The following is a 20,052-nucleotide window of genomic DNA, read 5'->3' as shown; positions in this document are numbered from 1 at the left end:
GTACTCCTCACAGGTCGGCGGTGGATCGAGCCCGGCGCAGGCGGTCTCGGACGACATACCGCTGACCCTGGGTGAAGGCGCTACCTCTGCCTCGGCTGTGATGCGGGATGGGCGTCGGTAGCGTCAGGTGGCCAGCCGAGCCTGGCGCGGTGAGGCCGAATACCTGATAGCGCCCTTCGGTCCACCCCTGCTTGCGGCTGACCTCGATGATGTCGGCGAGGAGGGCGTCGCGCCGTTCGCCCGTCGCTCGGAGCCGGTTCACCTCACCGACTGTCCAATCGACGTTGTCGAGCCGAAAGAGAATCTTGGGCACCTCTGGAAGGATCTGGCGCTGAGAGTAGAAGGCCAGATGATCCACAGGTTGAAATGACCTGCCCGCCTGACAGACGTACGCTCGCGTCGACTGATAGAGCCCCCATGCGTTCCTGGCGGGGACCACCACGGTGTCGTTGCGGGCGGCTGGGCGCAGTCGGTGCACCTCGGTCACCCGCTCGATCCTCCTGAGCCAGCGGGCGGCGTCCGGGTCCGCCCACGCGACGACATCGATCATCTGGCTGAGGCGGAACGGCACGTCGGTGGCGAGAAGCGAATCATGATGAGCCAGCCGATTGCGGAACACCCGGAGCGCATTCATCGCGCTGGCGACATCGTGGCGCTTGCCGGACGAGTAGGGGAAGGCGCGATGTAGGGCCTCCCGCCAGAGTTGCTCGTGCTCCGAACCCAACATCGAGACCCAGAAGCCGAAGCTCAAGCCCGCGATGATCTGGTCGCGGGTTTCCTTCTGGGAGTGCTCTCGACGCAAGCGCGCGCGGACCTCGGAGACGTTTCGATCGATTCCATCCTGCACCTGGCGCTTACCGCTGACCGTCAGAAGGAACCATGGGATACCGCGGCCCGGCTCGTTGAGGTGCGCCCTCATCTCCCGATCTATCGCGTTGCGGGTGACGACCTCGACGTAGTGAAACGCCTCGAACGACGCGCCCGTCAGGGCGACGCTCCACTCGTAAAGCTCACAGGCCTTGCTCTCGTCGCCACCGGCGGCAGCCAGATAGGGGTGGTACCTGCCGAGGGAGATCCAGTGATGCACGGTTCGCGCATGGGGGTGTGGCGTCACGGACTGGATGCTAAGCGTGACGATCGCGGCGGATTGTCCGGCGCGCCGACGGCAAGAAAGAGCCCCAGGCGCGTGCGCGAGGCAGAGGCGACACTGGGGCGTACAGAAACCAAGCTAACCACAGCCCGGGCGGCCGTCAAGGCGCAGCGCGTACCCTCTGGTCATGATCGTTCCTCGGGTGGCCGTCGGCACCGACGTGCACGCGTTCGCGGCCGGGCGGCCCTGCTGGGTGGCGGGCCTGCACTGGCCCGACCAGGACGGCCTGGCCGGTCACTCCGACGCCGACGTGGCGGCGCACGCCGCCTGCAACGCCCTGCTCTCCGCCGCCGGCCTCGGTGACCTGGGCGCGAACTTCGGAGTGGACCAGCCGGAGTGGGCGGGCGCCTCCGGGGTGGCGCTGCTGACCGAGAGCGCACGCCGGGTGCGGGCGGCGGGGTTCCGGATCGGCAACGTGTCGGTGCAGGTCGTCGGCAACCGCCCCAAGATCGGGCCGCGCCGGGAGGAGGCGCAGCGGGTGCTCTCCGAGGCGGTCGGCGCCCCGGTGACCGTCTCCGCCGCCACCACCGACGGCCTCGGCTTCACCGGACGTGGCGAGGGACTTGCCGGCATCGCGGTGGCACTGGTCTACGACGCCCCGGCCGACTGACGCGGTGACCGCCGGACGCCGGTCACCGCGTCCGGCGGTCAGTCGACGTCCGTGCAGACGTTGTGGGTCGTGCCGTGGAGCATCGTGATGGTCTTGTCGTAGGTGGGGGAGAACTCCACCCGGAACTGACCGTCGACGATCCACAGCCCCTTCGGCAGCGTGCCGGCGTTCTCCCGGAAGCCGAGCAGCACCGGCCCGGTCACGTACCAGGTCATCGAGCCGTCGGTGCGGTAGTCGACGAGCGAGGTGCCGCTCGCGTCGGCGGTGGACGTGGCGCCGGTCTCCAGGTTCGTCACCCGGTTGATCAGGGCGCCGGTGAACAGTTCCCGCTTCGGTGCGCCGTCCGGATAGGTGGCGAGCGTCAACTTGCGCACCTCGTCCACGATCGGCTCCACGCGTACCGCGAACTCGCATCGCGCGCCGGCGGGCAACTCGAACGGCGCCTGCGGGGCCGGCTCCCAGGCGCCGACGCCGTGGTGCCGGTCCGGCGCGGCGGACGCCGAGCCGGGTAGCGCCGCGACGACCACTGCCACGACCGCCGCCACCGCGACGCTCATCCTGAAACGCATGTCCGCTCTCCATCTCGTCGGTGATCAGGGCGGCCAGGATCGCCGGGCCGGCTCACCACGGGCTGACCGCACCGTGCGGAGACGTTCCGAGCGGGCGGGCCGGACGGCCGGACGGCTGACCATGCGATCACCGCCGCACGGCAACCTCCGGCCCGGCCCGACCGGTCCTGTTCGGTATGGAGTTCCGCCTGCTCGGGCCGTTCGAGGCCCGCCACGACGGCCGGCCGGTCGAGGTCGGCAGCCGACGCCAGGAGCGATGCCTGCTCGGGGTGCTGCTGCTCGACGTGGGGCGCGTGGTGCCGACCGACCGCCTCATCGACCTGCTCTGGAACGGCCGGCCGCCGGTCACCGCCCGGGGCGTGGTGCAGACGTACGTCGGGCGGCTACGGGGCTCGCTCAACGCGTACGGGGTGCGGATCAGCACCCGGGGCGAGGGCTACGTGGTCGAGGAGGACGGGCACCGGGTCGACGTCGACGAGTTCGCCGAACTGGTCCGGGGGGCCGGGCGAGCCGCCGATCCCGCCGAGCGGGTGCGGTCGCTCGACCGGGCGCTGGCCCTCTGGCGCGGGCCGTTGCTCGCCGACGCGGCGGACGACGAGCTGCGGGACCGGCTGCACGGCACTGTCGAGGAGCTCCGCCTGGTGGCCGTGGAGCTACGGGCCGAGGCGCAGCTCGCGCTGGGCCAGCACAGTAGGGCGATCGCCGAACTGATGCCGCTGGCCGCCGAGCACCCGACGCGGGAACACCTCGTGGCGGTCCTGATGACCGCCCTGTACCGGGGTGCCCGGCGGGCCGACGCGCTGCGCCTCTACCGCGTCACGCGGGACCTGCTCGTGGCCGACTTCGGTGTCGAGCCGGGGCCCCGGCTGCGCGAGGTGCAGCGGCGGGTGCTCGCGGGCGACGACCGCCTCGACCGGGCCGGCCGGCCGATGCACGAGATCCGGGTGAACGACGAGAGCCTGCCGTGGAGCGTGGGCGGCCACCCGGCACTGGACTTCTGCAACACCCTCGCCGGTTGGGGGCGCGAGTCCCCGTTGCCCGGCGCCGAGTGGCTGCGCGGCTATCGCACCCTTGCCGTCTGGGCCGGCCACGTCGGGCTGGTGGACGAGGTGTCGATGAACCGTCTGCTGCACCTCGCGCGGCGCGATCCCGGCACGGCGGAGGTGGTCCTCGACGAGGCCCGTACGCTCCGCGCCGCGCTCTACGCCAGCCTGGTCGACCCGGACGACGGCCCGGCCTTCGAAGCGGTCGCCCGGGCCGCCGAGGCCGCCGCCCGTACGCTCGCGTTCCGGCGCGAGGCCGACGGACGCGGTCGCTGGTGGCCGGACCTCGCCGCCGGCCTTCGGGTGCCGGTGCACGCCGCCGCGTTCAGCGGCGCGCAACTGCTCGCCGATCCGGCACGGTTCACCGTGCGGGCCTGCCCGGACCAGCGCTGCGGGTGGTTGTTCCTGGACGGGAGCGGGCTGCGCCGGTGGTGCAGCCTCGGGACGTGCGGCGGCCGGGCGGGCGTGGCCTGCCGGAGTGCCTGACGACGGGAGCTGTCGGCAGCCGGTGGGCCGGGGCGGATACGCTCGCCGGGATGCCGAGTGACGCCGTTCCCGACCAGTCCGCCGCCGACGGCTACCTGCAACGCGCCCACCTCCTCGCCGAGCTGGGGCGCTACGACGAGGGCATCGGCGAACTCACCGCGCTGCTCGCGGACGAGCCCGGGCACCTGCCCGCGTTGACCATGCTGGCCCGGATGCACCTGGCCGCCGACCGTCCCGCGGAAGCGCTGGCCGTCGCCGAGACGGCGACGGCAGCCGCCCCGCCCGCCGTCGAGACGCCCGCCACCGACAGCGCGCCGACGCCCGCAGCCGACGGCGCCGCGCCGACGCCTGCCACCGATGCGTCTGCCGCCGGCGCGGCCGAGGTCGTCCTGCCGGCGCTCGTGGCACGCGGGCTCGCGTTGCTCGACCTGGAGCGGTGGAAGCCCGCCGCGGCCACCGCCGACGAGATCCTGGCGCGCGGTCCGGGCGACGCGTACGCGCAGCGCAGCGCCGCCGCCCTCCTCTCCGCGTCGCGCAACGGGCAGGCGGCGCTGGACGCGGCGTGGCGGGGCGTCGAGCTGGCCCCGGAGGAGCCGGAGGCCCACCTGGTGCTGGGCCTTGTCGCGGTGCGGCTGCAACTGTTCGACCTGGCCGAGCGGGCCTACCGGGAGGCGCTGCGGCTGGACCCGGAACTGGGCGAGGCGGGGCAGGACGTGGGCGTGGCCCGGCTGGAACGGCGCCGCTATGCCGAGACGCTGGAGCACCTGACCGCGCTGGCGGACCTGCCGGTGGCCCGGCCTGACCCGGTCCGGACCGTGGACGCCGGTGTCCGGCGCCTCCTGCTGTCGGTGGCCGGGCTGTCCCTGTTCGCGAGCGTGCTGGTCGCCGCCCTGGCCCCGGCCTCGCCGGGCGCGTCCCGCCTGTTCGCGGTGCTGGCGGTGGCTGGCGTGGCGGTGCTGCTGCGGCGCCCGGCGACGTGGCGGCCCGGCCTGCGGGAGGCGATGTCGCGCGGCCTGGCCGTGCCGGTCTACGGGGCCGCCGTCGCGGTGGTGCTGCTGCTCGTGTACGCGCTGGTCGGCGGCCCGTGGTCGCTGGTCGGGGCGATCACCGCGTCGGTGGTGGCGGGGTTCACCGCGTTCACCCGCCGGTGAGAGGGTAGGAGGACCGGAAACACCGGCTCAAGGAATGCGGGGATCCGTGCTCACCGTCAATGCCTACGCGGCGACGTCCGCTACCGAACCGCTCGCCCCGACCACCATCGAGCGGCGCGATCTCGGACCGGACGACGTTCTCATCGACATCAAGTTCTCCGGCATCTGCCACTCCGACATCCACACCGCGCGCAGCGAGTGGGGACCGACCCGCTACCCGATCGTGGTCGGCCACGAGATCGCCGGCGTGGTGCGGGAGGTCGGCTCCGCGGTGACGAAGTTCGCCGTCGGCGACCGGGTGGGGGTCGGCTGCCTGGTCGACTCGTGCCGGGAGTGCGACAACTGCCGTAAGGGGCTGGAGCAGTACTGCCTCAAGGGCAGCACCGGCACGTACGGCGGGGTGGGCCGGGACGGTGAGCCGACCCAGGGCGGCTACTCGCAGGCCATCGTGGTCACCGAGGACTTCGTGCTGCGCATCCCGGACGGCCTCGAGCTGGACGCCGCCGCGCCGCTGCTCTGCGCCGGCATCACCACGTACTCGCCGCTGCGGCACTGGAACGCCGGGCCGGGCAGCCGGGTCGCGGTGATCGGCATGGGCGGCCTCGGCCACATGGCCGTGAAGCTGGCCCACGCCATGGGCGCCGAGGTGACTGTGCTGTCCCAGTCGCTGAAGAAGCGGGAGGACGGGCTGCGGCTCGGCGCCGACCACTACTACGCCACCTCCGACGAGGAGACGTTCCGTGAGCTGGCCGGCTCGTTCGACCTGATCATCAACACGGTCAGCGCGACCCTCGACATGGACGCGTACCTGCGGCTGCTGGCTGTGGACGGGACGCTCGTCAACGTGGGCGCGCCCGAGGATTCGCTGTCGGTGCACGCGTTCTCGCTGATCCCGGCCCGTCGCTCGTTCGCCGGGTCGAACATCGGCGGCATCGCGGAGACCCAGGAGATGCTCGACTTCTGCGCCGAGCACGGGCTGGGCGCCGAGATCGAGGTCATTCCGGCCGAGAAGATCAACGAGGCCTACGAGCGGGTGCTCGCGTCCGACGTGCGCTACCGCTTCGTCATCGACGCGTCCACGTTCTGACGACCGCGTGCGAAGGGGCCGCGTCCGTGCCGGGCGCGGCCCTTTTCGCGTACGTCAGGGCTTGCGCGCCCAGGTCCAGGCGTAGCCGTCGTCCTCGCAGGCGGCGGCCGCGTCGCACAGGTCCAGCGGGCGGAACGTGTCCACCATGACCGCCAGCTCGTCGAAGAACTCCGCCCCGATCGACCGTTCGGCCGCGCCCGGCTGGGGGCCGTGGGTGAAGCCGGACGGGTGCAGCGAGATCGAGCCCTGCTCGATGCCGGAGCCGCGCCGGGCCTCGTAGTTGCCGCCGGTGTAGAACAGCATCTCGTCGGAGTCGACGTTGTGGTGGTTGTACGGCACCGGGATGGCGGCCGGGTGGTAGTCCACCTTGCGCGGCACGAACGAGCAGATCACGAAGTTCGGGCCCTGGAACGTCTGGTGCACCGGCGGCGGCTGGTGGATCCGCCCGGTGATCGGCTCGAAGTCGTGGATGGAGAACGCCCACGGATACATGTGCCCGTCCCAGCCGACCACGTCGAACGGGTGGTTGGCGTAGACGTACTTCGTCCAGCCGCGCCGGTGCTTGACCAGCACCTCCACCTCTTCGCCGTCGACCAGCAGCGGGGTGTCCGGTCCCCGGACGTCGCGCTCGCAGTAGGGCGCGTGCTCCAGGAACTGCCCGCGTACGGAGAGGTAGCGCTTGGGCGGCCCGATGTGGCCGGCGGCCTCGACGGCGAGCAGCCGGGTCGGCTCGTCGCCGGTGGGCACCAGGCGGTGGATGGTCGAGGTGGGGATGACGACGTAGTCGCCGGCGACCGCGTCGAGCACGCCGAACGGCGACTCGACCCGCATCGACCCGGCCTCCAGGTAGAGGCAGTGGTCGCCGGTGGCGTCGCGGAACAGCGGCGACGGGCGGTCGGCGAGCACGTACGCGATCCGTACGTCGTCGTTGGCGAGCAGGTACTGCCGGCCGAGCACCGGGTCCGCGCCGGTGCCGTCGAGCTTGTGCGTGCGCAGGTGGCGCGGCTTGAGCGGCAGGTTCGGCACGCGGGTGACGGTGGGCGGCGCGTACTCCTCGGCGGCGAGGATCGCGGTCGGCGCGTGCCGGTGGTAGAGCAGCGACGAGTCGGAGGAGAAGCCCTCCTGGCCGACCAGTTCCTCCGCGTAGAGCGTGCCGTCGGGCTGGCGGAACTGGGTGTGGCGCTTGCGCGGCACGTCGCCGACGCTGCGGTAGTACGGCATCTCGCCTCCCGATATGTCCCGTTCTCCGGCCGGTGGCGTCCGATAATCGGACGCTGTTGTCCGTTCCTCGTAGCGTCCCGTACATTCTTGTCTCGTGTCAACGCAGGTGCCCCGCCTCCTCTCCGGCCTGGTGGACGACGCCGCGGTCTTCCCGCCCGGCAACGCCCCGCTGCCCGACGCGGTGACCGCGCACCGCACCCACCGCACCGCCTGGTACGCCGAGATGGTCGGCCCGCTGCTGCTGCCCGCCTCGGAGATCCAGCGCGGGTCGCTGAGCGGCCTGGTGGACCCGGCCGAGGGCCTGGTCATCGGCCTGATCGGCGACACCGGCCTGGACCAGCTCCCGCAGGCGCTGGACGCGCTCGCGCCCGACGGGGTGACCGCCCGGCAGATCGAGGCGCCGGTCGCCAAGCGCGGCGAGGACCCGCAACCCGGGCTCTCCGAGCTGGTCGCGCTCGCCGACCGGCTCGGCGGCACCGCCGTGTACGCGGAGATCCCGCTGACCTTCGGGCTGATGGGCGCGCTCGACACGCTCGCCGAGGCGCGCGCCGGTGGGCTGCCGGTGGCGGCCAAGTTCCGTACCGGCGGGCTCGCCGCCGAGCTGTTCCCCACCCCGGTGGAGCTGGCCGCGGTGATCTGCGCCTGCCGGGACCGGAAACTGCCGTTCAAGCTCACCGCCGGGCTGCACCACGCGATCCGGCACCGCGACCCGGAGACCGGCTTCAACCACCACGGTTTCGTCAACGTGCTGGGCGCCACGCTCGCCGCCGTCGGGGGCGCGGAGGTGAACGGCGTGGCCGAGCTGCTCGCCGCCACCGACCCGGTACGCGTGGTCGAGCCGGCCCGGGCACACCGCGACGCCGAGCGCCCGCTCTGGGTCGGGTACGGCTCGTGCAGCATCTCCGAACCACTTACCGATCTGATCCGGCTGGGGCTGGTGAACGGAGGCTTCGAGGCATGAGCGAACGCACCGAGCGAAGCGGAGTGCTGGCATGACCTGGGTACCAGGGGCGGCGGGGTCGCCGTACGGGGTGACGAACCTGCCGTACGGCGTGTTCCGGCACGGCGAGGGCGAGCCGCGTATCGGCGTCCGCATCGGTGACTTCGCGTTGGACCTGGCCGGCGCGGAGTCGGCCGGTCTGGTGCTGGCCGGCGGCGCGCTGGGCCGGCCCACGCTCAACGCCTTCCTGGCGCTCGGCCGCCCGCAGTGGACGGCGGTCCGGCAGCGGCTCGTCGAGCTGCTCACCGAACCGGAGCACCGGGCGGCGGTCGAGCCGCTGCTGGTGCCGCTGCGCGAGGTCGAGATGCTGCTGCCGTTCGAGGTGGCCGACTACGTCGACTTCTACTCCTCGGAGCACCACGCCTCGAACGTCGGGCAGATCTTCCGGCCCGGCCAGCCGCCGCTGCTGCCGAACTGGAAGCACGTGCCGATCGGCTACCACGGCCGGGCCGGCACGGTGGTCGTCTCCGGCACCCCGGTGGTACGCCCCACCGGGCAGCGCGCCAGCGCGCAGGGCCCGACCACCGGCGCGTCGGTACGGCTGGACATCGAGGCCGAGGTGGGCTTCGTGGTGGGCGTGCCGAGCCGGCTCGGCGAGCGGGTGCCGGTGGCCGACTTCGCCGACCACGTCTTCGGCGTGGTGCTCGTCAACGACTGGTCGGCCCGGGACATCCAGGCGTGGGAGTACCAGCCGCTCGGGCCGTTCCTCGGCAAGTCGTTCGCCACGTCCGTGTCGGCCTGGGTGACGCCGCTGGAGGCGCTCGCCGACGCGTTCGTACCCGCGCCCGACCAGGACCCGCCGGTGCAGGAATACCTGCGCGACACCCCGCACCTCGGGCTGGACCTGACGCTGTCGGTGCAGTGGAACGGGGAGCGGGTCGCCGAGCCGCCGTTCGCCGGCATGTACTGGACCCCGGCCCAGCAGCTCGCCCACCTCACCGTCAACGGCGCGTCGCTGCGTACCGGTGACCTCTACGCCTCCGGCACCGTGTCCGGACCGGAACGCGGCCAGGTCGGGTCGTTCCTGGAGCTGACCTGGGGCGGGTCCGAGCCGGTCAAGTTCGCCGACGGCAGTGAGCGGACGTTCCTGGAGGACGGCGACACGGTGACGATCACCGCCACCGCGCCCGGCCCGGACGGCACCACCGTCGCGTTGGGCGAGGTCACCGGGACGATCCTCCCGGCCCGCTGAGTTCGGCCTTCCCGAACGGCCCCGGTCGCACCTGATGTGCGACCGGGGCCGTTTCCTTCCGCGTTTATCGCTCCGGATCACGTACGCCCCGGACGGCGGCTCCCGGTCGAGCCGGAGCCGCCGATGGTGCCGGGTCGGGGGGCGTACCCGGGTAGCCGAACAGGAAGGACGAGCATGACCGAGTTGACCGGCGCCGTCTGGCGCACCAGCAGCCGCTCGAACGATCAGGGCCTCTGCGTCGAGGTGGCGACGAACGTGGTCGCCGCGCACGGCGTGGTGGGCGTACGCGACTCCAAGGACCCGGACGGCCCGGCGCTCGCGGTGAGCCCGCCGGGCTGGGCGGCGTTCGTCACCGCGCTGCGGGGCGGCTCGTTCCGCGGCTGACCCGTCCGTGCCACACCCCGGTGCCCCGATCGGGGCACCGGCGGTGGAAATGTCACAGCGAGGCTCCCCGTTTCCCGTCACGGCCCGTACCGTGTACGACACGGGAGGTGCCATGTCGACGGTCACGGTATCCGCATTCATCGAAGCGCAGGACGCCGACCTGTGGCGCCTGTTGACCGACCTCCCGGCCCGCGCCGACTGGCTCTCGGCGGTGGGCGCGGTCGAGGTCCTCGGCGCCGGCGGGTTCGGGCCCGGCTCGACCTGGCGGGAGACCCGCGTCCGGCCGGACGGCGGCACCGAACCGGAGGAGTTCGAGGTGATCGAGGCGGTCGCCCCGAGCCGCCTGGTGCTCGGCTCGCGCGGCACCGGCGCCGACTACCGCATCACCTGGACGCTGCGCACCGTCGAGCGGCGGCGCCGCGGCTGCACCGAGGTCACAGTCGAGCACGAGGCGGCGCCGACCCGACCGTACGGGCGGGTGCTGGCCCTGATCCTCGGCGGCCTGGCCGCCCGCGCGGTCGAGGGCGCGCTCCGGCGCGACCTGGCCGACCTGGCGCTGGCCGCCGGCCCGGCCCGGTCCTCCGAGGCCGCCTGAGCCGACCTGGCCGCTCGCCGCGCCCCGGCCCGGACCCGGCCGGTAGGGTGCCGGGGCGGAGGTGACGGATGGCGAAGGCCGCGAGGCGGCGGGCCGTGGTGGCGCTGGTGGCGGTACTCGCCGTCGCGGCGTCGGTCGCCGTGGTGGTCCGGGTGCTGGCGCCGGCCGAGGTCGAGACCGTCGCCCGGGAGCCGTACCCGACGGCGCCCGCGCCGACCGCCGGGGTGATCGGGCGGCTGCCGGTGGCGCCGCTCGTCGTCGACGGCCGGCTGCGCGTCTACGCGGGCACCCGTCAGGTGTACGCGGACCAGCCGGCCACCGGGCGGCACCGGGTCACCCCGTTCTGGTCGTACCGTCGTTGGCCGGCCACGCTGACCGGGGTGCTCGCCCAGGACACCACTGTGGTCAGCCGCTGGTCCGACGGGACGCTGGTGGCGCTGGACGCGCGTACCGGGCGGGTCGCCTGGCGGGCCGACGGCCCGGAGCCGGGGCCGGTGCCGGTGCCGAGGCGGACCTACGCCTCCACGGTCTGGGACCCGGCCGGGCTGCACGTCGCGCGGGCCGCCGACGGCCGGACCGTGCTGGTCTCGGCCGGTCCCGGCGCGGTCGGCGGATACGACCTCGCCGACGGCCGCCGGCTCTGGCGCGCCGACGTGGCGCGGGACTGCCGGACCGACGTGGGCACCACCGCCAGCGGCGAGCTGGTCGGGGTGGACAGCTGCGAGGGGCCGCCCACGATCGAGCTGCGGGACGCGGCGACCGGTACGGTGCGGACCCGCTGGCGTCCCCCGGACGCGGCGGAACAGCTCGTGGTCACGCCGGTCGGCTGCCCGCACGGGCACTCCGGCTGTCGCGGGTTGCGTACCGCCGGGCCGGGCGGTACGGGCGGCAGGGGCTGGCTGGTGACCGACCCGGGCGAGCCGAGCGCCGCGCCGGGCCTGGACGCCGTGGACACGGTGCTGGACGGCGAGCGGGTGGTGGACACGTCCGGCCCGGTGGTGGTCGGACGCTCGGCGCGTACCGGCGCGGAGCTGTGGCGCCGGGCGGACATCCACCCGGCCCGGGTGCTCGCGACCGAGCCGGGGCGGGTGCATCTGCTGACCGACCGGCGGGAGCTGGTCACAGTGGACCCGCTCACCGGCGCGACCCGGTCCAGTGTCGTGCTGGACATCGGGCGGGACGGGATCGGCTGGCGCCCGGGCCGGGCGTACGCGGTGGACGGCTACGTCGCTGTGGAACGGCTGCGGGAGCAGGCCACGCCGGAGGACGACGACCAGGGCTACTTCCTGATGGCCGAGCCGGTGCTGCTCGCCGTCACCTGACCGGCGATTCGACCGAGGAAACGGACAAAACGCCCTATAATTCTCTTGCTCGATCTGCTGTCGGACGAGACGCCCGGGCCGGTCCGTAGGGGGTTGACGGACCGGCCCGGGCGCGCCCCGGTCAGGCCAGGGCGGACTCGGCCACCGCCAGGAACGTGTCGTTCTCGGCCGGGGTGCCGATGGTGACCCGTACACCGTCGCCCGGGAACGGGCGGACGATCACGCCGCGGGCCTCGCACGCCCGGCCGAACTCCACAGCCCGCTCGCCCAGCGGCAGCCAGACGAAGTTGGCCTGGCTCTCCGGCACGTCCGGCACGAACTTGCGCAGCGCCTCGGTGACCCGGTCCCGCTCGGCCACGACCAGCGCGCAGCGCCGCTCCACCTCGTCGGCCTGAGCCAGCGCGGCCAGCGCGCCCGCCTGGGCGGCCATGCTGGTGGAGAACGGCGTGACCACCTTGCGCACCGCGGCGGCCACCTCCGGCGCCGCGACCAGCCAGCCGATCCGCAGGCCGGCCAGGCCCCACGCCTTGGACAGCGTGCGCAGCACCGCCACGTTCGGCCGGTCCAGGTAGGTCAGGCCGTCGGGCACCTCCGGGTCGGTGACGAACTCCCGGTACGCCTCGTCGATCACCACCAGCACGTCGTCCGGCACCGAGTCGAGGAAGCGCTCCAGCTCGGCCCGGCGCACCGCCGTACCGGTCGGGTTGTTCGGGTTGCAGACCAGGATCATCCGGGTCCGGTCGGTCACCGCCGCCGCCATCGCGGAAAGGTCATGACCGTGGCCGGCGTCGTTCGGCACCCGCACGCTGGTCGCGCCGCTGGTCGCCGCGATGATCGGGTACGCCTCGAAGGAGCGCCACGCGTAGAGCAGCTCGTCACCGGGCAGGCAGGTGGCGCGGACCAGGTGCTCGGCCAGCGCCACCGAGCCGCAGCCGGTGGCGATCCGGTCGGCGTCCACGCCGTACCGCTCGGCGAGCGCCTGGCGCAACGCCACCACGCCCATGTCCGGGTAGCGGTGCGAACCCGCGACCGCCTCGGCGACCGCCTCCACCACGCCGGGCAGCGGGCCGTAGGGCACCTCGTTGCTGGCCAGCTTGATCGCCTCGGGCAGGCCCAGCTCCCGGGCCAGGTCGGCCGGGCTGCGGCCGGGCACGTAGTTGGGCAACGCGTCGAGGTCGGCGCGGGTGAGCCGCAGCGGAGGCTGGTGGCGTCCGGTCTCGGTCATGGGGTGTCTCCCGGGGTGTCGGCGCGGTCGCGCGGGGTGGTACTGGGGTCGGGCCGCTTACGGGGGAGCTGGACCACCACCGTCTGCGCCCGCTTGTCGTGCAGGGCCTGGCGCAGCGGCTGGTCGAACAGGGGCGAGACCGCGTCGATTAGTTGCAGCAGCAGACCGAGCCCGCAGCAGTACCAGAGCAGCGTGGGCAGGCCGAGCGTGCTCCAGCGCCGGGTGGCCCGGCCGAAGCCGAGCGGCTGGTCCGCCTCGACCGGCAGCGCGCGTACGCCCATCAGCCGCTTGCCGAACGTCTGCCCGCGCGCCGCCATCGAGGGCACCTCGTACGCGTACCAGAGCGCGGTGGCGATCACGAGGATGGCGATCTGGAGGCCGCCGGCCTGATCGTCGATCTGGGGCAGCCCCTCGGTGGAGGTGTCACCGTTCATCGCGCGGCGCACCGACTCACGCAGGTACGGCGCGACGGCCTCGAAGTAGCGCCAGACGAACCAGCCGTTCACCACCGCGTTGAGCAGGAACACCACGCCGAAGTCGATCAGGCGGGCGACCAGCCGCGCGCCGTACGACGCGAGCGGCAGCCCGTGCGGGCGCGGAATCGGCTGCGCGCCCGGCCAGTGCGGGTACGGCCAGCCCGGCGGTGGTCCCTGCGGTGCCGGCCCGGCCTGACCCGGCTGCCCCGGCCACGGGCCGCCCTGTCCCGGCTGTCCGGGCCAGGGACCGGGCTGTCCGGGCTGACCCGGCTGTCCGGGCCATGGGCCGGCCTGACCCGGTTGGCCCGGCCACGGTCCCGGCGCGCCCGGCTGGGCGGGCGCGCCGGACGACGGGGCGGTCTCCGGCCGGCCACCCGTCCCGGCGCCCGGCGCTGCGGCGGCGGCCGGCTCGGGTTCGGCGGGCGGTGGACCTTCGGGCGGGGTGACGTCGACCGGGATCGGCGCGCCGATCCAGCCCTCGCCGTCCCACCAGCGGCGGGTCTCCGGGTCGGCGGGGTCGACGTACCATCCAGGTTCCAAGCTCACAGTGCCGTCCTTGTTCCCGACTGCGGGGCTCGCAGGCCCGGCTCACTCCTCGCGCTCACGGTGCTCCCCTCAGTTCGCGACTGCGGGGCTCGCAGGCCCGGCTCGCTCCTCGCGCTCACGGGCCAACCTTAACGACGACCGTTCCGGCGAACTTGTCGTGGAGGCACTGCTGCCAGGGCTTGTCCCACAGTTGCCAGAAACCGTCGAGGTAGCTGAGGAACGGCACGAACATCCCGCCGGCGAACTCGACGGCCCAGCGCTTGCCGAGCATGCCCCGGCTCAGCGCCGCGTCCGGCTGCACCGGCACGATCCGCAGCTTCATCACCTTCTTGCCCAGCGTCTGGCCGGTCCGGCGGGCGTACTCGACGTGGTAGACCCAGTAGAAGACGAGCATCAGCAGCAGGACCCCGAGCTCGGCGGCGAGCAGCGGCAGGAACACGCTCGTCCAGACCTCGGCCGGGTCGGGGCCGTTCGGGCCGGCCTGCTCCAGCTCGTCGATCATCCGGAAGAAGACGAGGAAGAAGACCGGCAGGAACAGCGCCATCATCACCGCCATCGCGACGGCGGTGTCGATCAGGTAGGCGAGCAGCCGGTCGCCGAAGCCCGCCAGCGGCTGCCCGTTCGGCGCCACCGGGGGCGGGACGGGCCTCGGGGCGTACCCCGGTGGGGGGTAACCGGGCGGCGGGTAGCCGGGCGGGCCGGCGTACCCCGGAGGAACGTGCTGCGCGGGCACTGCGGGCCCGGCGGGCGGCGCGAAGCCGCCGCCCGCGGGTGGAGGCCCGGCAGGCGGCGGCGTCGGGTTCGGGGGAGGCTGGGTCACGCCGACAGTGTTACAGGTTGCCGCGCTTCTCCTGCTCCCGCTCGATCGCCTCGAACAGGGCCTTGAAGTTGCCCTTGCCGAAGCCGAGGGAGCCGTGCCGCTCGATCAGCTCGAAGAAGACGGTGGGACGGTCCTGCACCGGCTTGGTGAAGATCTGGAGCAGGTAGCCGTCCTCGTCCCGGTCCACCAGGATCTTGCGGGACTGCAGCTCCTCGATCGGCACCCGGACGTTGCCGATGCGGGCGCGCAGCTCCGGGTCCTCGTAGTAGGAGTCCGGGGTGTCCAGGAACTCCACGCCCGCCGCGCGCATGGCGTCCACGCTGGCCAGGATGTCGTTGGTGGCCACCGCGATGTGCTGGGCGCCGGGGCCCTGGTAGAACTCCAGGTACTCGTCGATCTGCGACTTCTTGCGGGCCACCGCCGGCTCGTTGAGCGGGAACTTCACCTTGCGGGTGCCGTTGGCGACGACCTTGCTCATCAGCGCCGAGTAGTCGGTGGCGATGTCGTCGCCGATGAACTCCGCCATGTTCGAGAAGCCCATGACCCGCTTGTAGAACTCGACCCACTCGTCCATCCGGCCCAGCTCCACGTTGCCGACCACGTGGTCGACGGCCTGGAAGAACCGCTTCGGCTGGAGGCCGGCGTCGATCATCGGCTGCCGGTCCACGATCGGGCCGCGGGCCACGAAGCCGGGCAGGAACGGCCCGGTGTAGCGGGACCTGTCGACCAGGCTGTGCCGGGTGTCGCCGTACGCGGCGATGGACGCCATCCGCACGGTGCCGTGCTCGTCGCTGACGTCGTGCGGCTCGACCAGGCCGGTGGCGCCCTGCGCGACGGCGTGCGCGTACGCGGCGTCCACGTCCGGCACCTCCAGCGCGATGTCGGAGACGCCGTCGCTGTGCTTCGCCACGTGCTCGGCGCCGTCGGCGTCCGGGCGGACCGCGCCGGTCAGCACGAAGCGGGCCGAACCGCTGGTCAGGACGTACTGCGCGTGGTCCCGGTAGCCCTGCTCCGGCCCTCGGTACGCCACGCAGGTCATGCCGAACGCGGTCGAGTAGTAGTGCGCGGCCTGCTTGGCGTTGCCGACCAGGAAGTGGACGTGGTCCATGCCCTTGACCGGGAACGGGTCGCGGCTGATGTCGTGGTCGACGGCGCCGACGAGAGCGTCGACGTCGACCTCCTCGGTCGACTGGGGTCGGTCGATCGCCTGGGTCATGGTGGCCTCCCTCGCGTACCGGCCGGCCTCGTGGGCCGCCGTGGATGTGCTCTTCCGGGGAGGATCTACGGCGCACAGTGAGTTGGGCAACAGTTGGCGATATCCCTGGTCAGGTTGTGCATTCGGTACCGTCGGACACCATGAACACTGGTCAGGATGTACAGCTCGACGAGCTGGACGCGCGCTTGATCGAACTACTCGCGGAGGAACCGCGGATCGGGGTCCTGGAGTGCTCCCGGCGGCTCGGCGTGGCCCGGGGCACGGTCCAGGCCCGGCTGGACAAGCTGGTCGGCCGCGGCGTGGTGACCGGGTTCGGGCCGGACATCACGCCCGCCGCCATCGGCTTCGGGGTGACCAGCTTCGTCACGCTGGAGATCAGCCAGCGGCACGGCCACGACCAGGTCACCGCGCACCTGGCCGCGATCCCCGAGGTGCTGGAGGCGCACACCATCACCGGCTCCAGCGACCTGCTCTGCCGGATCGTCGCCCGGTCGAACACCGACCTCCAGCGGGTCATCGACCAGATCGTCGCCTCGGAGGGCATCCGGCGGGCCTCCACCATCATCGCGCTGGCCGAGCAGATCCCGTACCGCACGCTCCCGCTGGTCCGCTCCGCCGCCCGGGGGTAAGGAAGGGCCCCCTGTTAACGCATTCGGAGGTGGAAGGGCCCCTTATTAACACCTCCCCCGGCAAGAAGCGCTGCGACACGCCCCGCGCGCGACCCGGGGGACCGGTGATCGTCGCTACCGTGTGCGGTGTGAAGGGCCTAGGGGTACGCGGCTGGTTGCTGCTCGGGCTCGTCACCGTGGTCGTACTCGCCGCGACAGGCGTCTGGAACCCGTTCCCGGCGCTGTGGGACTGGGTCGACCGCAGCAAGCCGATCTCCGAGCCGGACGTGGTCTGGCAGCAGCGCGTCGGCGGCACGCCGCGCAGCGTCACCATCGCCGGTGACACCGTGATCGTCGAGCAGCGCACCCGCGTCGAGGCGCGCAGCCTCGCCGACGGCAGCCAGCTCTGGGAGCGCAAGGCCGACTGGTCGGCAGTAGCGGGCGGCGACCGGGACCCGGTCGTCGCCGTGGGCCGGCTGCTGGACAAGGGGTACGAGGTGCTCGACCCGGTCAGCGGCGTGACCCGGCGCCGCGACGATCGGGCGATCGCCGTCTGGACGTACCGGAACCTGCTGCTGGACGCGTACTGCGTGCGGGCCACGGACTGCACGTTGCGGGCCTGGGAGCCGCGCGGCACCGCCCCGCTGTGGAGCGCGTTCCTGCCCGGCGTGCACAGCGGGGTGCTCGCCGACAATCCGGAGCTGCTCGGTACGCGGCGGCTGGGCGCCACCCGCATCGACGGCGGGGTGGCCGGGCCGGAGGGGGTACCGCCGCTGCTCGGCTTCCCGGTCGACGGCCGGGTGCACGTGGTGGACACCGCGACCGGCCGGGTGCTGCAGAACGTCGAGCCGGGCCGCGAGGAACGGCTGGCGGTGGTCGGCGGCCGGCTGCTCCGGATCGCGGCCACCTCCCGCGACGGGAGCTGCTACTACACAGTCACCGCTGTGGACCCGGCGACAGGTCAGCAGGTGTGGCGGCGGACCGGGATCAACCTGCGTACGGCCGACTACGCCGGCTGCGTGCAGCGCGAGGACCCGCAGGGCGCGCGCAACGTCCTCATCGGGGTCGCCCCGGACGGGCGGGAGGCGGTGCTCGACGGGTACGACGGCCGTCTGCTGCAGGTCGGCGCGGACGGCGAGAAGCTGCTCGCCGTGGACGACCGCTACGCCGTGGTGCGCAGCGCCGACAAGGGCTCGCTGCTGGGGCGGGAGCTGTCGGTGGACCGGACCCGGTGGACCCGGCCGGCGGGCGGCAAGAGCGGCGCCGCGCTCACCCCGTACGCGGCGGTGGTCAGCGAGGAGAAGCCGTCCCGGCTGGTCGCGGTCGAGCCGCGCGAGGGCCGGGTCCTGGTCGAGCTGCGGACCTCGGCGAACGCGCTGGCGGTCGGCCCCAACGGCATGATCATCGGGGAGGGCCGGGAGATCGGGTACGTCCGCTGGGGCACCGGCGCGGCCGGAGTGCCCGGGCCGGGCCGGGACGGCGCGCCGGTGTCGCCGGACCCCGGAGGCAGCTGGCGGCCGCCCAGCGACCAGGGCAGCTGCGGGCCGAAGCGGGAACTCTGCGTGGACGGCAAGTGACAGTGGGTGAGAGGTCGTCCCACGACCCCACCTGCGGGTGTCACCGATCGATTGCTCTGCCCTAGGCTTTTCGGTCATGAGCAGTGCCGCCGCCTTCTCGTACGCACCCCTGCTGCCGACCGGCCCCGACCTGACGGAATACCGCCTGGTCACCGACGAGGGCGTGGACGTCGTCAACGGCCCCGGTGGCCGCCGGTTCCTGACCGTCGATCCGGGCGCGCTGACCGCGCTGACGGCCGAGGCGATGCACGACATCGCCCACTTCCTGCGCCCGGCCCACCTGGCCCAGCTCCGCTCGATCATCGACGACCCGGCGGCCTCGCCGAACGACCGGTTCGTCGCGCTCGACCTGCTGCGCAACGCCAACATCGCGGCCGGCGGCGTGCTGCCGATGTGCCAGGACACCGGCACCGCGATCGTCATGGGCAAGCGCGGGCGGCACGTGCTCACCGACGGCACCGACGCGGAGGCGATCTCGCGCGGCGTCTACCAGGCGTACACCCGGCTCAACCTGCGCTACTCCCAGCTCGCCCCGCTGACCATGTGGGACGAGCGGAACACCGGCAGCAACCTGCCCGCCCAGGTGGAGCTGTACGCCGAGGATCCGGACGGCCACGCCGACGCGTACAAGTTCCTCTTCATGGCCAAGGGTGGCGGCTCGGCCAACAAGTCCTACCTCTACCAGGAGACCAAGGCCCTGCTGAACCCGACGCGGATGATGCAGTTCCTGGAGGAGAAGCTCCGGCTCATCGGCACCGCGGCCTGCCCGCCGTACCACCTGGCCGTCGTCATCGGCGGCACCTCCGCCGAGTACGCGCTGAAGACCGCGAAGTACGCCTCCGCGAAGTACCTCGACGCGCTGCCCACCGAGGGCTCGATGAGCGCGCACGGCTTCCGCGACCTGGAGCTGGAGGCCGAGGTGCTGGAGCTGACCCGCAACTTCGGCATCGGCGCCCAGTTCGGCGGACGCTACTTCTGCCACGACGTACGGGTGGTCCGGCTGCCCCGGCACGGCGCGTCCTGCCCGGTGGCGATCGCGGTGTCCTGCTCGGCGGACCGGCAGGCGGTGGCGAAGATCACCCCGTCGGGCGTCTGGCTGGAGCGCCTGGAGACCGACCCGGCGCGCTACCTGCCCGACGTGACCGACGAGACGCTGGAGACCGAGGAGGTCGTCCGCGTCGACCTGAACCGGCCGATGGACGAGATCCGCGCCGAGCTGTCGAAGTATCCGGTGAAGACGCGGCTGTCGCTGACCGGGCCGCTGGTCGTCGCGCGGGACATCGCCCACGCGAAGATCGCCGAGCGGCTGGACGCGGGCGAGCCGATGCCGCAGTACCTGCGCGACCACGCGGTCTACTACGCGGGCCCGGCCAAGACCCCCGAGGGCTACGCCTCCGGCTCGTTCGGCCCCACCACGGCCGGCCGGATGGACGCGTACGTGGAGAAGTTCCAGGCGGCCGGCGGCTCGATGGTGATGCTCGCGAAGGGCAACCGGTCCGCCCAGGTCACCCGCTCCTGCCAGGCGCACGGCGGCTTCTACCTCGGCTCGATCGGCGGCCCGGCCGCCCGTCTCGCGCAGGACTGCATCAAGCACGTCGAGGTGCTCGAATACGCCGAGCTGGGCATGGAGGCGGTCTGGAAGATCGAGGTGGAGGACTTCCCCGCCTTCATCGTCGTCGACGACAAGGGCAACGACTTCTTCGCCGAGGTCACCAAGCCGGTGCTCACCGTCGGCCGCCGCTGAGTTCAGACGCACAGACATCGGTGCGCCTGC

The 20,052-nt window shown here is 73.0% G+C and carries 19 protein-coding genes; 12 read left to right on the top strand and 7 right to left on the bottom strand.

Annotated features, from left to right (window positions below):
• Window positions 1-7: 7 nt before the first annotated feature.
• A complete protein-coding gene (locus AMK25_RS16325) occupies window positions 8-1,114 on the bottom strand; it encodes a hypothetical protein (protein ID WP_198937529.1) in 1,107 nt (368 codons plus the stop codon).
• 163 nt (window positions 1,115-1,277) lie between these two features.
• On the opposite strand from AMK25_RS16325, the gene ispF reads away from it, so the two are divergent.
• Window positions 1,278-1,760 carry a 2-C-methyl-D-erythritol 2,4-cyclodiphosphate synthase gene (gene ispF, locus AMK25_RS16320; RefSeq protein WP_073829195.1) on the top strand — a complete coding sequence of 161 codons (483 nt, stop codon included), beginning with the start codon at window positions 1,278-1,280 and terminating at the stop codon, window positions 1,758-1,760.
• A gap of 38 nt (window positions 1,761-1,798) precedes the next feature.
• Here ispF and AMK25_RS16315 read toward each other — a convergent pair whose 3' ends face one another.
• On the bottom strand, window positions 1,799-2,329 hold the full coding sequence (locus AMK25_RS16315) for a hypothetical protein (RefSeq protein ID WP_073829194.1): 531 nt from the start codon (window positions 2,327-2,329) through the stop codon (window positions 1,799-1,801).
• A 176-nt stretch (window positions 2,330-2,505) separates the two neighbouring features.
• Here AMK25_RS16315 and AMK25_RS16310 point away from each other — a divergent pair, with 176 nt between their 5' ends.
• From AMK25_RS16310 to AMK25_RS16300, 3 genes are read left to right on the top strand one after another with little or no spacing between them, the layout of a single operon-like run.
• On the top strand, window positions 2,506-3,858 hold the full coding sequence (locus AMK25_RS16310; RefSeq protein ID WP_073829193.1) for a BTAD domain-containing putative transcriptional regulator: 1,353 nt from the start codon (window positions 2,506-2,508) through the stop codon (window positions 3,856-3,858).
• Window positions 3,859-3,908: 50 nt separating this feature from the next.
• A complete protein-coding gene (locus tag AMK25_RS16305) occupies window positions 3,909-5,009 on the top strand; it encodes a tetratricopeptide repeat protein (RefSeq protein WP_073829360.1) in 1,101 nt (366 codons plus the stop codon).
• A 46-nt stretch (window positions 5,010-5,055) separates the two neighbouring features.
• A complete protein-coding gene (locus tag AMK25_RS16300; protein ID WP_073829359.1) occupies window positions 5,056-6,096 on the top strand; it encodes an NAD(P)-dependent alcohol dehydrogenase in 1,041 nt (346 codons plus the stop codon).
• Window positions 6,097-6,150: 54 nt separating this feature from the next.
• Here the strand turns inward: AMK25_RS16300 and AMK25_RS16295 are convergent, their stop codons facing one another.
• Window positions 6,151-7,317 carry a homogentisate 1,2-dioxygenase gene (locus tag AMK25_RS16295; protein ID WP_073829192.1) on the bottom strand — a complete coding sequence of 389 codons (1,167 nt, stop codon included), beginning with the start codon at window positions 7,315-7,317 and terminating at the stop codon, window positions 6,151-6,153.
• A gap of 94 nt (window positions 7,318-7,411) precedes the next feature.
• On the opposite strand from AMK25_RS16295, the gene AMK25_RS16290 reads away from it, so the two are divergent.
• The 5 genes from AMK25_RS16290 to AMK25_RS16270 all read left to right on the top strand — a co-directional run bounded on the left by AMK25_RS16290 (window position 7,412) and on the right by AMK25_RS16270 (window position 11,810).
• A complete protein-coding gene (locus tag AMK25_RS16290) occupies window positions 7,412-8,278 on the top strand; it encodes a hypothetical protein (protein ID WP_073829191.1) in 867 nt (288 codons plus the stop codon).
• 31 nt (window positions 8,279-8,309) lie between these two features.
• Window positions 8,310-9,509: a fumarylacetoacetase gene (fahA, locus tag AMK25_RS16285; RefSeq protein ID WP_073829190.1), complete on the top strand. Its 1,200-nt coding sequence runs from the start codon at window positions 8,310-8,312 to the stop codon at window positions 9,507-9,509.
• 174 nt (window positions 9,510-9,683) lie between these two features.
• Window positions 9,684-9,893, top strand: coding sequence for a DUF397 domain-containing protein (locus AMK25_RS16280; RefSeq protein ID WP_043327931.1), 210 nt, complete (start codon window positions 9,684-9,686; stop codon window positions 9,891-9,893).
• Between the two features lie 112 nt (window positions 9,894-10,005).
• Window positions 10,006-10,488 (top strand): SRPBCC family protein, encoded by a 483-nt coding sequence (locus AMK25_RS16275; RefSeq protein ID WP_073829189.1) that lies wholly within the window; start codon window positions 10,006-10,008, stop codon window positions 10,486-10,488.
• 68 nt (window positions 10,489-10,556) lie between these two features.
• A complete protein-coding gene (locus AMK25_RS16270; protein WP_073829188.1) occupies window positions 10,557-11,810 on the top strand; it encodes an outer membrane protein assembly factor BamB family protein in 1,254 nt (417 codons plus the stop codon).
• Window positions 11,811-11,931: 121 nt separating this feature from the next.
• Here the strand turns inward: AMK25_RS16270 and hisC are convergent, their stop codons facing one another.
• From hisC to hppD, 4 genes are all read right to left on the bottom strand, one after another.
• On the bottom strand, window positions 11,932-13,035 hold the full coding sequence (gene hisC, locus AMK25_RS16265) for a histidinol-phosphate transaminase (protein ID WP_073829187.1): 1,104 nt from the start codon (window positions 13,033-13,035) through the stop codon (window positions 11,932-11,934).
• Window positions 13,032-14,057: an RDD family protein gene (locus tag AMK25_RS16260; protein ID WP_073829186.1), complete on the bottom strand. Its 1,026-nt coding sequence runs from the start codon at window positions 14,055-14,057 to the stop codon at window positions 13,032-13,034. The genes hisC and AMK25_RS16260 overlap by 4 nt, the downstream gene beginning before the upstream one ends.
• Before the next feature lie 115 nt (window positions 14,058-14,172).
• Entirely contained in the window at window positions 14,173-14,877 is a 705-nt protein-coding gene (locus AMK25_RS32985) for an RDD family protein (RefSeq protein ID WP_073829185.1), read from the bottom strand.
• Window positions 14,878-14,887: 10 nt separating this feature from the next.
• Complete coding sequence (gene hppD / locus AMK25_RS16250) at window positions 14,888-16,093, bottom strand: 4-hydroxyphenylpyruvate dioxygenase (protein ID WP_030502833.1); 1,206 nt, start codon at window positions 16,091-16,093, stop codon at window positions 14,888-14,890.
• Window positions 16,094-16,233: 140 nt separating this feature from the next.
• Between hppD and AMK25_RS16245 the strand changes: the two genes are divergently transcribed.
• From AMK25_RS16245 to AMK25_RS16235, 3 genes are all read left to right on the top strand, one after another.
• Complete coding sequence (locus AMK25_RS16245; RefSeq protein WP_013288920.1) at window positions 16,234-16,722, top strand: Lrp/AsnC family transcriptional regulator; 489 nt, start codon at window positions 16,234-16,236, stop codon at window positions 16,720-16,722.
• Window positions 16,723-16,877: 155 nt separating this feature from the next.
• Window positions 16,878-18,278 carry an outer membrane protein assembly factor BamB family protein gene (locus AMK25_RS16240; RefSeq protein WP_073829184.1) on the top strand — a complete coding sequence of 467 codons (1,401 nt, stop codon included), beginning with the start codon at window positions 16,878-16,880 and terminating at the stop codon, window positions 18,276-18,278.
• A 76-nt stretch (window positions 18,279-18,354) separates the two neighbouring features.
• Window positions 18,355-20,022, top strand: a complete 1,668-nt coding sequence (locus AMK25_RS16235) for a fumarate hydratase (protein WP_073829183.1) — start codon at window positions 18,355-18,357, stop codon at window positions 20,020-20,022.
• The last annotated feature ends 30 nt before the right edge of the window (window positions 20,023-20,052 follow it).

It is taken from the genome of Micromonospora sp. TSRI0369 (assembly GCF_001905625.1).
In the GTDB taxonomy this organism is placed as follows: Bacteria; Actinomycetota; Actinomycetes; order Mycobacteriales; family Micromonosporaceae; genus Micromonospora; species Micromonospora echinospora_A.
The sequence above is the reverse complement of the archived record's forward strand: the minus strand, read 5'-3'. Positions and strand labels throughout refer to the sequence as shown.